Consider the following 13,057-nt stretch of genomic DNA (forward strand, 5'->3'; position numbering starts at 1 on the left):
CTGCTGCCCAGCAGCTCGACCCGCCGTACGGACCACGGCGGAACAGCTGACGATCACCACCGCCACGTCACGAAGGGCGCGGGGGTGGCGGCCGGGGTTGACGCGCCATCGGAGCGACCGGCCGCGCCCGTGTACCGGGAGGGCCGGTCAGCCGGCCGGTGCGAGTTCCCGGTCGGCCCGGGCCGCCGGGTCGCCGGGGCCGACCGGCGGGGCGGTGACCGGCCCGACCGGCGGGCGTTCCCGGGTCGACCAGAGCACCGCCAGGGTGGCCAGCCAGACCAGGCAGGCCCCGAGCATGTGTAGTCCGACCAGCAGCACCGGCAGGTCGGTGAGGTACTGCACGAAGCCGAGCACACCCTGCGCGAGTTCGACGACCAGCAGCATCGCGGCCGCCCGGACGGCCCCCGGCGGGGCGCCGACGGCCTTCAGGGCCAGCCACAGCGCCACCGTGAGGCCGATGAGCAGGAACACCAGGTCGGCGTGGACCTGCGAGATCGTCTCCGGGTCCAGGCCGTTGCGTTGCGCGTCGGCGTCGCCGGCGTGCGGTCCGCTGCCGGTGACCAGCGTGCCGATCACGATCACCGCGGCGCTGACCGCCGTGGTGATCCAGACCAGCGCGTACATCGGCCCGGGTACGGTGCGTACCTTCGGCCCGTCGGACTCGCCGATCCGCCGCCACAGCGCGTACGTCAGCACCAGCAGCGCCATCGAGCCCACGAAGTGGATGCCGACGATCATCGGGTGCAGGTCGGTGTGCACGGTGATGCCGCCGATGACCGCCTGTACGACGATGCCGACGAGCACGGCCAGGGCGAGCAGCACCAGCGAGCGCCGGCGCGGCCGGTGCAGCAGCACGGCGATCAGCGCGGCCAGGGCCACGAAGCCGACCGCGAAGCTGAGCAGCCGGTTGCCGAACTCGATGACGCCGTGGATGCCCATCTCGGCGGTGGAGACGTACGACTCGTCGGTGCAGCGTGGCCAGGTCGGGCAGCCGAGCCCCGACGCGGTCAGCCGGACGGCCCCGCCGGTGACGACGATTCCGACGTTGGCGATGATCGAGGCCAGCGCGATCCGCCGGACCAGCGACGGGCGCACCGTAAACCGGGCGGATTGGGTCACGGCGGCAATCCTACGTTCTGTAGTTTTCGGTCCTCCGCGCGGCCCGGTGGCCAGGGTGGTGTGGATCACCGGCAGTCGGTTGCGGGTCCGGGGCGAATTACGTAACGTTGCCGTTGTGAAAAACGCGGTGGCGGTGTCCGCGAGCGCCTCAGGGGCGCACATCCCGACGGCCGAGCCGGCCGCCGGCGCCGCCGCATCCGCGCCGACCGCCGACGGGCGCACCCGCGACCGGGTCCTCCAGCTCCTGCTGGCCCACGGCGCGGCCACTGCCGCCCAGCTCGGCGCCGAGCTGGGGCTCAGCCCGGCCGCGATCCGCCGGCACCTCGACGCCCTGCTCGCCGACGGCGACGTCGTCGCCCGCGAGCAGTCGGTGCGCGGGCACCGGGGCCGGGGCCGCCCGGCCAAGGTCTTCGTGCTGACCGACGCGGCGCGGCTGCGTTGCGGCCGGCACACCTACGACGGGATGGCCACCGCGGCGCTGCGCTGGATCGCCCGCACCGGCGGCGCCGAGGCCGTCGACTCGTTCGCCGCCGAGCAGGTCGCCGACCTGGAGGCACGCTGCCGCACGGCGATGGAGGACGCCGGCGACGACCCGCTGGCCCGGGCCGAGGCCCTCGCCACGGTGCTGACCGCCGAGGGCTACGCTGCCAACGCGTCCACGATCGCCTCGGGCGGCCAGTTGTGCCAGCACCACTGCCCGGTGGCCCATGTGGCCGCCGAGTTTCCCCAGTTGTGCGAGGCCGAGACCGCGGTCATCTCCCGCCTGATCGGTTCCCACGTGCAGCGCCTTGCCACGATCGCCCACGGCGACGGGGTGTGCACGACGCACATCCCGGCCCAGCCGGGTGGACCGCACACCACTGCCAACCCTGTGAGGACAGATAGATGACCGAGCAGATCGTCCAGCCCGTCGTCACCCAGGAGGAGCACCTCGCCGCCCTGGGCAAGTACGAATACGGCTGGGCCGACTCCGACGTGGCCGGGGCATCCGCCCAGCGTGGCCTCAACGAGGCGGTGGTGCGTGACATCTCCGCCAAGAAGAACGAGCCCGCCTGGATGCTCGACCTGCGCCTGAAGGGGCTTCGGCTCTTCGGCCGCAAGCCGATGCCGCACTGGGGCGCCGACCTGTCCGGCATCGACTTCGACAACATCAAGTACTTCGTCCGCTCCACCGAGAAGCAGGCCGCCAGCTGGGAGGACCTGCCCGAGGACATCAAGGCGACGTACGACCGGCTGGGCATCCCCGAGGCCGAGAAGCAGCGCCTGGTCGCCGGTGTCGCGGCGCAGTACGAGTCCGAGGTCGTCTACCACAAGATCCGCGAGGACCTCGAGGAGCAGGGTGTGGTGTTCCTCGACACCGACACCGCACTCAAGGAGCACGAGGACATCTTCAAGGAATACTTCGGCACCGTGATCCCGGTCGGCGACAACAAGTTCGCCGCGCTGAACACCTCGGTGTGGTCCGGCGGCTCGTTCATCTACGTGCCGAAGGGCGTGCACGTCGAGATCCCGCTGCAGGCGTACTTCCGGATCAACACCGAGAACATGGGCCAGTTCGAGCGGACCCTGATCATCGTCGACGAGGGTGCCTACGTGCACTACGTCGAGGGCTGCACCGCGCCGATCTACTCGTCCGACTCGCTGCACAGCGCGGTCGTCGAGATCATCGTGAAGAAGAACGCCCGCTGCCGTTACACGACCATCCAGAACTGGTCGAACAACGTCTACAACCTGGTCACCAAGCGGGCGGTCTGCCACGAGGGCGCGACCATGGAGTGGATCGACGGCAACATCGGGTCCAAGGTGACCATGAAGTACCCCGCCGTCTACATGACCGGCCCGCACGCCAAGGGCGAGGTGCTTTCCGTGGCGATGGCCGGCGAGGGCCAGCACCAGGACGCCGGCGCCAAGATGGTGCACGCCGCCCCGCACACCTCCAGCACGATCGTGTCCAAGTCGATCGCCCGCGGCGGTGGCCGCACGTCGTACCGGGGTCTGATCCAGGTCCTGGAGGGCTCGCACCACAGCCGGTCGACGGTGAAGTGCGACGCGCTCCTGGTCGACACCATCTCCCGGTCCGACACCTACCCCTACGTCGACATCCGCGAGGACGACGTGGCGATGGGACACGAGGCGACCGTCTCCAAGGTCAGCGACGACCAGCTCTTCTACCTGATGAGCCGTGGCCTGAGCGAGGACGAGGCGATGGCGATGATCGTGCGTGGCTTCATCGAGCCGATCGCCAAGGAACTGCCGATGGAATACGCCCTGGAGCTCAACCGTCTGATCGAGCTGCAGATGGAGGGCGCGGTCGGCTGACGCCGCCCGCACCGGTCACCTTTCGCGAGACGAGACCAAGGACGAGATGACAACCGAAGCCATCGCGCCGCCCAAGACCAAGTCGCAGGCGCTGCGTTCGTACGACGTCGCGGACTTCCCGGCCCTGACCGGCCTGGAGGAGGAGTGGCGGTTCACGCCGCTCAAGCGCCTGCGCGGCCTGGCCACCGGGGTGCCGGCGGCGACCGTGAAGGTCGAGCACGAGTACGGCCAGTTGCCGGCGGGGGTCGGCGTGTCCACCGTCGACCGGACCGACCCGCGGATCGGCAGCGTGCTGACACCGTTCGACCGGATCAGCGCGCTCGCCCACGGCGGCGCCGGTCAGGCGCTGCTGGTCACCGTCGACGCCGACGCGGTCGTCACCGAGCCGGCACTGGTCAAGGTGGTCGGCGGCGGCGCCGAAGGCGTCGCCTTCGGGCACACGTTCGTCGAGGTCGGCCGGTTCGCCGAGGTCACGCTCGTGCTGGAGCACGTCGGTTCGGCGACGCTGGCCGACAACGTCGAGGTGGCGGTCGCCGACGGGGCGAAGCTCACCCTGGTGACGGTCACCGACTGGGCCGCCGACTCGGTCCAGGCCCAGCACGTCAAGGTCCGGCTCGGCCGCGACGCGCGGGTGACGCACGTGCAGGTGACCCTCGGCGGCGACCTGGTCCGGCAGTTCACCAGCGTCGAATACACCGGTCGCGGCGGTGAGGCCGAGCTGTACGGCCTCTACTTCGCCGACGCCGGCCAGCACCTGGAGCACCGGCAGCTGGTCGACCACACGGTGCCCGACTGCCGCAGCGACGTGGGCTACCGCGGGGCGTTGCAGGGCGACGGGGCGCACACCGTCTGGGTCGGCGACGTGCTGATCCAGGCCGAGGCGACCGGCACCGAGACGTACGAGATCAACCGGAACCTGCTGCTCACCGACGGGGCGCGGGCCGACTCGGTGCCCAACCTGGAGATCGAGACCGGTGAGGTGGCCGGTGCCGGACACGCCAGCGCGACCGGCCGGTTCGACGACGAGCACCTGTTCTACCTGATGGCCCGGGGCATTCCGGAGGCCGAGGCCCGCAAGCTCGTGGTCCGCGGCTTCTTCGCCGAGCTGATCAACAAGATCCCGGTCGAGGAGCTGCGCGAGCGGCTCGGCCAGGCGATCGAGGACCGGCTGGCGCGGGCGGGAGCCTGATGTCGGACTTCATCCGGATCTGCGCCGTCGAGGACATTCCGAAGGCCAGCGCCGTACGCGCCGACGTCGACGGCACCGAGATCGCCGTCGTGCACACCGAGGACGGCGAGTTCCACGCGGTGTACGACGAGTGCTCGCACGCCGCGGTCGCGCTGTCCGAGGGGGAGATCGACGGCTGCACGATCGAGTGCTGGCTGCACGGCTCGCGCTTCGACCTGCGTACCGGCGAGCCCACCGGGCTGCCCGCCACCGAACCCGTACCCGTCTATCCCGTCGACGTACGCGACGGCGACATCTACGTCAGTCTCACGCCCACCAATGGAGTAACGGCACCATGAGCGTTCTGGAGATTCGTGACCTGCAGGTGTCGGTCAAGCTGCCCGAGGGCGAGCTGAAGCCGATCCTGGCCGGGGTGAACCTGACCGTGAAGGCGGGGGAGACCCACGCCATCATGGGCCCGAACGGGTCCGGCAAGTCGACGCTGGCCTACTCGATCGCCGGCCACCCCAAGTACGAGATCACCGGCGGCACGGTGACCCTCGACGGCGACGACGTCCTGGCGATGACCGTCGACGAGCGGGCCCGCGCCGGCCTCTTCCTGGCCATGCAGTACCCGGTCGAGGTGCCCGGCGTCTCGGTCGCCAACTTCCTGCGTACGGCGAAGACCGCGGTCGACGGCGAGGCGCCGAAGCTGCGCACCTGGGCCGGTGAGCTGCGTGGCGCCATGGAGCGCCTGCAGATGGACCCGTCGTTCGCCCAGCGCAACGTCAACGAGGGCTTCTCCGGCGGCGAGAAGAAGCGGCACGAGATCGTGCAGCTCGAACTCCTCAAGCCGAAGGTGGCGATCCTCGACGAGACCGACTCCGGCCTCGACATCGACGCCCTGCGGGTGGTCAGCGAGGGCGTCAACCGGGTGCGGTCGACCGGTGACACCGGCCTGCTGCTGATCACGCACTACACCCGGATCCTGCGCTACATCAAGCCGGACTTCGTGCACGTCTTCGTCGCCGGCCGGATCGTCGAGGAGGGCGGCCCGGAGCTGGCCGAGAAGCTCGAGGCCGAAGGCTACGAGCGCTACGTCGCCGGCGCCGGCGCGGCGGCCTGAGCGCCGGTCCGCGAGAAGTCCCGATGACCGTCATCGCCATCCCGCCGGGCATGCCGCAGTACGACGACGTGCCGCGCTTCGACGTCGAGAAGATCCGCGCCGACTTCCCGATCCTGGACCGCCAGGTCAACGGGCACAAGCTGGTCTACCTGGACAGCGGGGCCACCTCGCAGCGGCCCCGCCAGGTGCTCGACGCGATCCGCGAGCACAACGAGCGGCACAACGGCAACGTGTCCCGGTCGGTGCACACCGTCGGCACCGAGGCGACCGAGGCGTACGAGGGCGCCCGGGCGAAGGTGGCGACGTTCATCGGCGCCGCCAGCCCCGACGAGGTGGTGTTCACCAAGAACGCCACCGAGTCGATCAACCTGGTGGCGTACGCCTTCTCCAACGCCTCGGTCGACCCGGCCGCCGACCCGCGGTTCCGGCTCGGCCCCGGCGACGAGGTGGTGATCTCCGAGATGGAGCACCACTCCAACATCGTGCCGTGGCAGTTGCTGTGCCAGCGCACCGGAGCGACGCTGCGCTGGTTCCGGGTCACCGAGGCCGGCCGGCTCGACCTGACCCAGCTCGAGGAGTTGGTCAACGAGCGCACCAGGCTGGTGTCGTACGCGCTGGTCTCCAACGTGCTCGGCACGGTCAACCCGACGTCGGCGATCACCGCCCGGGCCCGCGAGGTCGGCGCCCTGGTGATGCTCGACGCGTCGCAGGCGGTGCCGCACCTGCCGGTCGACGTCGCCGACCTCGGCGTCGACTTCCTGGCCTTCACCGGGCACAAGATGTGCGGGCCGACCGGCATCGGCGCGCTGTGGGGGAGGGCGGAACTGCTCGACGCGATGCCGCCGTTCCTCGGCGGCGGGTCGATGATCGAGACGGTGACGCTGGAGCGGTCGACGTTCGCGGCGGCACCGGCGAAGTTCGAGGCCGGCACCCCGCCGATCGCCGAGGCGGTCGGTCTCGGCGCGGCCGTCGACTACCTGTCCGCGGTCGGGATGCGGGCGGTCCAGTGGCACGAGAAGGAGCTGACCGCGTACGCGCTCGACGCGCTGTCGACCGTGCCCGGCCTGCGGATCTTCGGGCCGAAGGTCCCGGTCGGGCGGGGCGGCACGCTGTCGTTCGGCTTCGACGGGGTGCACCCGCACGACGTCGGCCAGGTGCTCGACGCGCACGGGATCGAGGTCCGGGTCGGCCACCACTGCGCCCGACCGCTGTGCGTGCGCTACGGGGTACCGGCGATGACCCGCGCGTCGTTCTACCTCTACACGACCACGGACGAGGTCGACGCCCTGGTGCGCGGCCTCGACCAGGTGCGGAAGGTGTTCGGCTGATGCAGCTCGACCAGCTCTACCAGGAGATCATCCTGGACCACTACAAGCACCCGCACGGGCGCGGCCTGCGCGAGCCGTACGGTGGCGAGGCGCACCACGTCAACCCGACCTGCGGCGACGAGGTGACGGTCCGGGTCGCCGTCGACGGCGACGTGCTCGGCGACATCTCGTACGACGGCATGGGCTGCTCGATCAGCCAGGCTTCGGCGAGCGTGCTGCACGAGCTGCTCTCCGGCCGGGGCGCCGCCGACGCGTTCGCGGTCCACGAGGCGTTCGTGGAGCTGCTGTCCGGGCGTGGCCAGGTCACCCCCGACGAGGAAGTACTGGGCGACGGGGTGGCGTTCGCGGGCGTTGCCCGCTACCCGGCCCGGGTCAAATGCGCGCTGCTGCCGTGGATGGCGTTCAAGGACGCGGCGGCGCGCGCCGGTGTGGGCGCGAGCCCGGAGGTGAAAGCATGAGCACGGACGAAACCGGCGCCACGACGCCGGCGGAGACGCCGGGGGTGGCGACCGCCCCGGCGGAGGTTTCGAAGGCGGCGATCGCCGATGTCGAAGAGGCGATGAAGGACGTCGTCGACCCCGAGCTCGGCATCAACGTCGTCGACCTCGGCCTGGTCTACGGGGTGCACGTCGACGACGAGAATGTGGCGACCCTGGACATGACGCTGACGTCGGCGGCCTGCCCGCTGACCGACGTGATCGAGGACCAGACCCGGCAGGCGCTGACCACCGGTCCGGGTGGCGGCCTGGTGCAGGACTTCCGGATCAACTGGGTGTGGCTGCCGCCGTGGGGGCCCGACAAGATCACCGACGAGGGCCGCGACCAGCTGCGGGCTCTCGGCTTCAACGTCTGACGTATAGCGATCGGGCGCCGGGCGAGCCTGCCCGGCGCCCGATCGATTTTTCGGTGCTGGCCGGCCACGGCACCCCGGCCAGCATCCGCGGCGTGATCACCCCGCCGACGCGGACCGGTCCCGGGTCGGCGGCGACGGGCCGGGCCGTGACGGGCCGGCGGTGACCAGCCTGGCCGGCGTCGACCGCCGGGGACGGGTATCGCTGTCGGCCGCGACAGCAGACCTGCCCGGCTCAGCGTCGCTGCGCGCCGGCACGAACTGGATCATCCGGCCCGGCGGCGTTCAGCCGATGTTCCTCAGCGCCTCACGCGCCGACAGCGGCGCCAGCCGCGACCGGTGGGCGACCACGAAGGCGCGGACCGCCTCCGGGTCGGTGCGGGCATATTCGCGCAGCGCCCAGCCGATCGCCTTGCGGACGAAGAAGTCGGGGTGGCCGGCCTGCCGTACGCAGTACCGGAACAGCCGCCCGGCGTCGGTCGCCTCCCGGTAGCCCAGTTGGTGCAGGACCGCCGTACGCACCAGCCACGGATCGTCGTCGCCGATCCAGCCGTCCATCGCCGGCACCAGCTCCGGATGCGCGGCGACAAGTGGCCCGACCAGGTGCACCGCCAGCGGGTCGATGGTGTCCCACCACGACCTCGTGGTGATCAGTTCGCGGGCGGTCGACAGGAACCCGGCCGAGCAGACCCGGGCGTGCCGGCGCAGCCAGTCGCAGGCGAAGTACTGGTACTCGCGTTCCGGCAGCGCCCAGCAGCCGACGGCGACCGCCCGCAGGTCGGCCTCGTCCGGCCGGCCGAGCCCGGCCAGGACCTGCCGGCCCAGAACCGCCCGGGCCGGCGCCTGGATGCCCAGGAAGGGGAACCGGTCACGCATGTACGCGGCCATCTGCGCCCCGCGGGCCGGATCGGCGGCAGCGGCGTACACCGTCGTCAGCCGGGCCAGCACCTCGCTGGCCAGGGGTGGTGCCGCGTTGACCATGGCTAGATCCTGCCATCCGGGCGGCCCGGTACCGTCGACCGGATGGACGATCATCCGGAGGTGGACATGACCGTACGGACCGGCGCGCGCCGGCCGGGTCGGGCCGGCACCGCGCGGGGCGAGGGGCCGGGTGACCGCCCGGCCGGCCAGCCGGCGGCGGCCGCTGGGTCGACGTCGACCCCGGCCGGCTGGCCCGCTGGCTGGAGAACTTCACCGCCCGGCACGGTCCGCCCGCCGCCGAACCCACCGGGTACGGCCTGCTGCTGACCGCCCCGGACGGCGCCACCGCCGAACTGCACCCGCCGCCCGGCGCGGCCGGCACCGCCGACCTGCCGGGGTTCGTGGCCGAGGCCGGGGCGGCCCGCCGGATCGGCCTGCTGCTCGCCCGCAAGGCGGCGGTGGCGGTCGGCGTCGCCGACGGCACCCGGCTGGTCGAGTCGAAGGTCGACACCAGCTACGTGCAGAGCCGCACCGCCGCCGGCGGCTGGTCGCAGCAGCGGTTCGCCCGCCGCCGCGACAACCAGGCGAAGGCGGCCGCGGCCGGGGCGAGCGACATCGCCGTACGGCTGCTCCTGCCGGCCGCCGGCACGCTGGCCGCGCTCGTCTGCGGCGGCGACCGGCGTACGGTCGACACGATCCTCGAAGACCGGCGGCTGGCGCCGCTGCTGCCGCTGCGGTCCGACCGGCTGCTCGACGTACCCGAGCCCCGGCGCGCGGTGCTGGTCGACGCGGTGGCCGCCGCCCGCGCGGTACGCGTCCTCGTCCGCGACCCGTGACGGGTGCCGCGGCCCGCGACCTGGCACGGCCCCTTCCGCGCGGGGCGCGGCCCGTCAGATGGCCCCGCCGAAGGTGTCGCAGGAGGTCGGGTCGCCGGTCTGGTAGCCGCGGCCGAACCACTCCTGCCGCTGCGCCGCCGTGCCGTGGGTGAACGACGACTCGTCGATCCGCCCGCCGGACCGCCCCTGGATCGTGTCGTCGCCGATCGCGGCCGCGGTGTCCAGACCCTCACGGATGTCCTGGTCGGTGATGCTGGTGAAGATCCGCTGCCCCTGCGCGTCGGCGGTGCCGGTCGCGTTCTTCGCCCACGCGCCGGCGTAGCAGTCGGCCTGCAGCTCCAGGCGCACCGACAGCTCGTTGGCGTTGCGCGGGTCACGCTGCTGCTGGCGGCGCATCTGCGCCTCGGTGCCGAGCAGGGTCTGCACGTGGTGGCCGTACTCGTGGGCGACGACGTACGGCTGCGCGAACTCGCCGCCGGCGCCGAGCTGGTCGGCGAGCACCCGGTAAAAGGTCAGGTCGATGAAGACCTTGCGGTCGGCGGGGCAGTAGAACGGGCCGACGCCGGAGTCCGCGGTGCCGCAGCCGGTGTTGACCGCCCGCTCGAAGAAGACGGTGTCCGCCGGCTGGTACTGCCGGCCGAAGTGCTGCGGCAGCGCGGTACGCCAGTACGCCTGCACCGAGTTGACGTAGAGGGTGTTGCGGCAGTCGAGTTGGCGTAGCGCGTCGTCGGCCGCGCACCGCTGGTCGATGGCCGCGTTGTCGCCCTGCTCCTCGCCACCGGTCAGCGCGTTGAGGCCGAAGCCGCCGCCGATGAGCGTGAACACGACGACGGCGATGAGAACGACCAGGCCACCCTTGCCGCCACCGCCGCCCGGCAGCGGGATCGGCAGGCCGCCGATGCCCCCGCCGCCTCCGCCCCTGCCAGCGCCCCGCCGGTCCTCGATCTGGCTGGTGTCGATCCGCGCGTTCTCGTTCAGCTCCACGACGCCTGCTCGCTCCGCTCGCAGTCGCCATGTCGTCGACTGAGTCTGATGATTCGCTCGTTGTCCTGGCTCATGACGATCGCCCACTCCGTCCGCAGTCGCTCGTGACGACTCCAGCCAATCCCGGCACCGTTCGAATCGTCATGGTGCCACTGCTTCGCCCACTACCCGATGATCTTGCCTGACAATCCGCTGGGAGGGCGCTCCCGCCACCCGGTACACTTTTCGCCGTGCTGCTCTGCCAAGGCTGAACCGCCCCGCGCCGACGGGTCAAATACCCGCCGGCGCTTCCGCGTGCCCGAGTCAGCCTTTCCGCGCCATCGAGAGCGAGCCCTTCGAAATGATCACTGCAACCGGTCTGGAACTGCGCGCCGGCTCCCGCATCCTGCTGTCCGACACCACGCTGCGCGTGCAGCCCGGTGACCGGATCGGCCTCGTGGGCCGCAACGGCGCCGGCAAGACCACCACCCTGAAGGTGCTCGCCGGTGAGGGCACCCCGTACGCCGGCCAGATCGACCGGCGCAGCGCGATCGGCTACCTGCCGCAGGACCCGCGTACCGGTGATCTCGAGGTCACCGCGCGCGACCGGGTGCTGTCCGCCCGTGGCCTCGACGTGCTGATGGCCCGGATGAAGGAGGTCGAGCAGCAGCTCGCCGACGGCGGCGACGACCGGCTCGTCCGCCGCTACGGGGCGCTGGAGGACCAGTTCGCCTCGCTCGGCGGGTACGCCGCCGAGGCCGAGGCGGCCCGGATCTGCGCCAACCTCGGCCTGCCCGACCGGGTCCTCGCCCAGACCATCGGCACCCTGTCCGGCGGTCAGCGCCGGCGCATCGAGCTGGCCCGGATCCTCTTCCGCGACGCCGGCGAGAACGGCGGCGGCATCCTGCTGCTCGACGAGCCGACCAACCACCTCGACGCCGACTCGATCACCTGGCTGCGCGGCTTCCTCGCCGGGCACAAGGGCGGCCTGGTGGTGATCAGCCACGACGTGTCGCTGCTGGACGCGGTGGTCAACCGGGTCTGGTATCTCGACGCGACCCGGTCGGTGGTCGACACCTACAACGTCGGCTGGAAGACCTACCTGGAGCAGCGCGACACCGACGAGCGGCGGCGCCGCCGCGAGCGGGCCAACGCCGAGAAGAAGGCCGGCGCGCTGATGGCGCAGGCCGACAAGATGCGGGCCAAGGCCACCAAGACCGTCGCCGCGCAGAACATGGCCCGGCGCGCCGAGCGGCTGCTGTCCGGGCTGGAGGAGGTCCGGGTCTCCGACAAGGTCGCCAAGGTACGGTTCCCGTCCCCGGCCGCCTGCGGCAAGACCCCGCTGACCGCGACCGGCCTGTCGAAGTCGTACGGCTCGTTGGAGATCTTCACCGACGTCAACGTCGCGGTCGACCGCGGCTCCCGGGTCGCCATCCTGGGGCTCAACGGTGCCGGCAAGACCACCCTGCTGCGGATGCTCGGCGGCCTGCTGGAGCCCGACACCGGTGAGGTGCGGGCCGGGCACGGCCTACGGCTGGGCTACTACGCGCAGGAACACGAGACGCTCGACGTCGACCGTACGGTGCTCGACCACATGCGCAGCGCGGCGCTGGAGCAGACCGACACCGAACTTCGCAAGATCCTCGGTGCGTTCCTGTTCTCCGGCGAGGATGTCGACAAGCCCGCCGGGGTGCTGTCCGGCGGTGAGAAGACCCGGCTGGCACTGGCCACGCTCGTCTGCTCGGGCGCCAACGTGCTGCTGCTCGACGAGCCGACCAACAACCTCGACCCGGTCAGCCGGGAACAGGTGCTGGACGCGATCGCCAACTATCCGGGGGCGATCGTGCTGGTCACCCACGATCCGGGCGCGGTGACGGCGCTCAAGCCCGACCGGGCCATCCTGCTGCCCGACGGTGACGAGGACGCCTGGAGCGACGACCTGCTGGAACTGGTGGAGCTGGCCTGACCGGAGCGTTCCGCGTACGGGATGTGGGTGGCCACCGTGTGTCCGGTGAAATTTCAGTGGGGTGGGCACACTTGCGCTCACTGCGATACAGGTATCGGGTAGCCGACAGTGACGCGCGTGTCGGTTGGCGAACAGATGATATCTGGCGCATGATCGTTCGAGGCGGTCTAATAGGTGGGACCGCATCGAACCGCACAGTCTGGGACGTGAGGATTCCAACATGGCAGCCACTGGCACAGCCACCAGCACTGAGAAGGGTCGCCGGATCGTCGGGGCCGAGCGTCAGACGCTCGCCAAGGACCTTGTAAAGCGGTACACCTCGGGAGAGAGCATTCGTGCCCTGGCGGTCTCCACGGGCCGCTCCTACGGGTTCGTGCACCGGGTGCTCACCGAGTCCGGAGTGCAGTTGCGTCAGCGCGGCGGCGCCCGTCGTCGTAAGAAGGCGTGACCAGCTCTTCAGC

Annotated in this window: 13 protein-coding genes and 1 pseudogene; 11 read left to right on the forward strand and 3 right to left on the reverse strand. The window is 71.3% G+C overall.

What is annotated here, in order from left to right; translation table 11 throughout:
• Positions 1 to 147: 147 nt before the first annotated feature.
• A complete protein-coding gene (locus QCD66_RS10155) occupies positions 148 to 1,119 on the reverse strand; it encodes a heme A synthase (protein ID WP_375735885.1) in 972 nt (323 codons plus the stop codon).
• A 160-nt stretch (positions 1,120 to 1,279) separates the two neighbouring features.
• Here QCD66_RS10155 and QCD66_RS10160 point away from each other — a divergent pair, with 160 nt between their 5' ends.
• The 8 genes from QCD66_RS10160 to QCD66_RS10195 are packed head-to-tail and all read left to right on the forward strand — an operon-like array spanning position 1,280 to position 7,913.
• Positions 1,280 to 2,008 carry a metalloregulator ArsR/SmtB family transcription factor gene (locus tag QCD66_RS10160; protein ID WP_364215610.1) on the forward strand — a complete coding sequence of 243 codons (729 nt, stop codon included), beginning with the start codon at positions 1,280 to 1,282 and terminating at the stop codon, positions 2,006 to 2,008.
• Positions 2,005 to 3,438: a Fe-S cluster assembly protein SufB gene (gene sufB, locus QCD66_RS10165; RefSeq protein WP_357539656.1), complete on the forward strand. Its 1,434-nt coding sequence runs from the start codon at positions 2,005 to 2,007 to the stop codon at positions 3,436 to 3,438. The genes QCD66_RS10160 and sufB overlap by 4 nt, the downstream gene beginning before the upstream one ends.
• A gap of 46 nt (positions 3,439 to 3,484) precedes the next feature.
• Positions 3,485 to 4,627, forward strand: a complete 1,143-nt coding sequence (gene sufD, locus QCD66_RS10170; protein ID WP_364215299.1) for a Fe-S cluster assembly protein SufD — start codon at positions 3,485 to 3,487, stop codon at positions 4,625 to 4,627.
• The gene (locus QCD66_RS10175) at positions 4,627 to 4,965 is read left to right on the forward strand and encodes a non-heme iron oxygenase ferredoxin subunit (RefSeq protein WP_357539652.1); all 339 of its coding nucleotides are present in this window, start codon (positions 4,627 to 4,629) and stop codon (positions 4,963 to 4,965) included. The genes sufD and QCD66_RS10175 overlap by 1 nt, the downstream gene beginning before the upstream one ends.
• Positions 4,962 to 5,732, forward strand: a complete 771-nt coding sequence (gene sufC, locus QCD66_RS10180) for a Fe-S cluster assembly ATPase SufC (RefSeq protein WP_212820745.1) — start codon at positions 4,962 to 4,964, stop codon at positions 5,730 to 5,732. The genes QCD66_RS10175 and sufC overlap by 4 nt, the downstream gene beginning before the upstream one ends.
• 23 nt (positions 5,733 to 5,755) lie before the next feature.
• Positions 5,756 to 7,060: a cysteine desulfurase gene (locus tag QCD66_RS10185; RefSeq protein ID WP_375735884.1), complete on the forward strand. Its 1,305-nt coding sequence runs from the start codon at positions 5,756 to 5,758 to the stop codon at positions 7,058 to 7,060.
• Complete coding sequence (gene sufU, locus QCD66_RS10190) at positions 7,060 to 7,518, forward strand: Fe-S cluster assembly sulfur transfer protein SufU (protein WP_375735883.1); 459 nt, start codon at positions 7,060 to 7,062, stop codon at positions 7,516 to 7,518. The genes QCD66_RS10185 and sufU overlap by 1 nt, the downstream gene beginning before the upstream one ends.
• Entirely contained in the window at positions 7,515 to 7,913 is a 399-nt protein-coding gene (locus QCD66_RS10195) for a metal-sulfur cluster assembly factor (RefSeq protein WP_357539644.1), read from the forward strand. Before sufU ends, QCD66_RS10195 begins: the two co-directional genes overlap by 4 nt.
• A 282-nt stretch (positions 7,914 to 8,195) precedes the next feature.
• On the opposite strand, the gene QCD66_RS10200 is transcribed toward QCD66_RS10195, so the two are convergent.
• On the reverse strand, positions 8,196 to 8,891 hold the full coding sequence (locus QCD66_RS10200; protein ID WP_364215288.1) for a DNA alkylation repair protein: 696 nt from the start codon (positions 8,889 to 8,891) through the stop codon (positions 8,196 to 8,198).
• A gap of 130 nt (positions 8,892 to 9,021) precedes the next feature.
• Here QCD66_RS10200 and QCD66_RS10205 point away from each other — a divergent pair.
• Positions 9,022 to 9,667: pseudogene (locus QCD66_RS10205) on the forward strand (acVLRF1 family peptidyl-tRNA hydrolase).
• A gap of 54 nt (positions 9,668 to 9,721) precedes the next feature.
• Here QCD66_RS10205 and QCD66_RS10210 read toward each other — a convergent pair.
• The gene (locus QCD66_RS10210; RefSeq protein ID WP_375736037.1) at positions 9,722 to 10,651 is read right to left on the reverse strand and encodes a neutral zinc metallopeptidase; all 930 of its coding nucleotides are present in this window, start codon (positions 10,649 to 10,651) and stop codon (positions 9,722 to 9,724) included.
• Between the two features lie 340 nt (positions 10,652 to 10,991).
• Here QCD66_RS10210 and QCD66_RS10215 point away from each other — a divergent pair, with 340 nt between their 5' ends.
• Positions 10,992 to 12,596: an ABC-F family ATP-binding cassette domain-containing protein gene (locus tag QCD66_RS10215; RefSeq protein WP_364215279.1), complete on the forward strand. Its 1,605-nt coding sequence runs from the start codon at positions 10,992 to 10,994 to the stop codon at positions 12,594 to 12,596.
• Positions 12,597 to 12,816: 220 nt separating this feature from the next.
• Positions 12,817 to 13,044 carry a helix-turn-helix domain-containing protein gene (locus QCD66_RS10220; protein ID WP_212820725.1) on the forward strand — a complete coding sequence of 76 codons (228 nt, stop codon included), beginning with the start codon at positions 12,817 to 12,819 and terminating at the stop codon, positions 13,042 to 13,044.
• The last annotated feature ends 13 nt before the right edge of the window (positions 13,045 to 13,057 follow it).

Source organism: Polymorphospora sp. A560 (genome assembly GCF_045781765.1).
Lineage (GTDB): Bacteria > Actinomycetota > Actinomycetes > Mycobacteriales > Micromonosporaceae > Polymorphospora > Polymorphospora lycopeni.

Bases quoted from the DNA above. Each gene is read 5' to 3' on its own strand.
- sufU (WP_375735883.1), top strand. From the start codon at position 7,060: ATGCAGCTCGACCAGCTCTACCAGGAGATCATCCTGGACCACTACAAG.
- QCD66_RS10195 (WP_357539644.1), top strand. From the start codon at position 7,515: ATGAGCACGGACGAAACCGGCGCCACGACGCCGGCGGAGACGCCGGGG.
- sufC (WP_212820745.1), top strand. From the start codon at position 4,962: ATGAGCGTTCTGGAGATTCGTGACCTGCAGGTGTCGGTCAAGCTGCCC.
- QCD66_RS10175 (WP_357539652.1), top strand. From the start codon at position 4,627: ATGTCGGACTTCATCCGGATCTGCGCCGTCGAGGACATTCCGAAGGCC.
- QCD66_RS10185 (WP_375735884.1), top strand. From the start codon at position 5,756: ATGACCGTCATCGCCATCCCGCCGGGCATGCCGCAGTACGACGACGTG.
- QCD66_RS10200 (WP_364215288.1), bottom strand. From the start codon at position 8,891: ATGGTCAACGCGGCACCACCCCTGGCCAGCGAGGTGCTGGCCCGGCTG.
- QCD66_RS10215 (WP_364215279.1), top strand. From the start codon at position 10,992: ATGATCACTGCAACCGGTCTGGAACTGCGCGCCGGCTCCCGCATCCTG.
- sufD (WP_364215299.1), top strand. From the start codon at position 3,485: ATGACAACCGAAGCCATCGCGCCGCCCAAGACCAAGTCGCAGGCGCTG.
- QCD66_RS10220 (WP_212820725.1), top strand. From the start codon at position 12,817: ATGGCAGCCACTGGCACAGCCACCAGCACTGAGAAGGGTCGCCGGATC.
- sufB (WP_357539656.1), top strand. From the start codon at position 2,005: ATGACCGAGCAGATCGTCCAGCCCGTCGTCACCCAGGAGGAGCACCTC.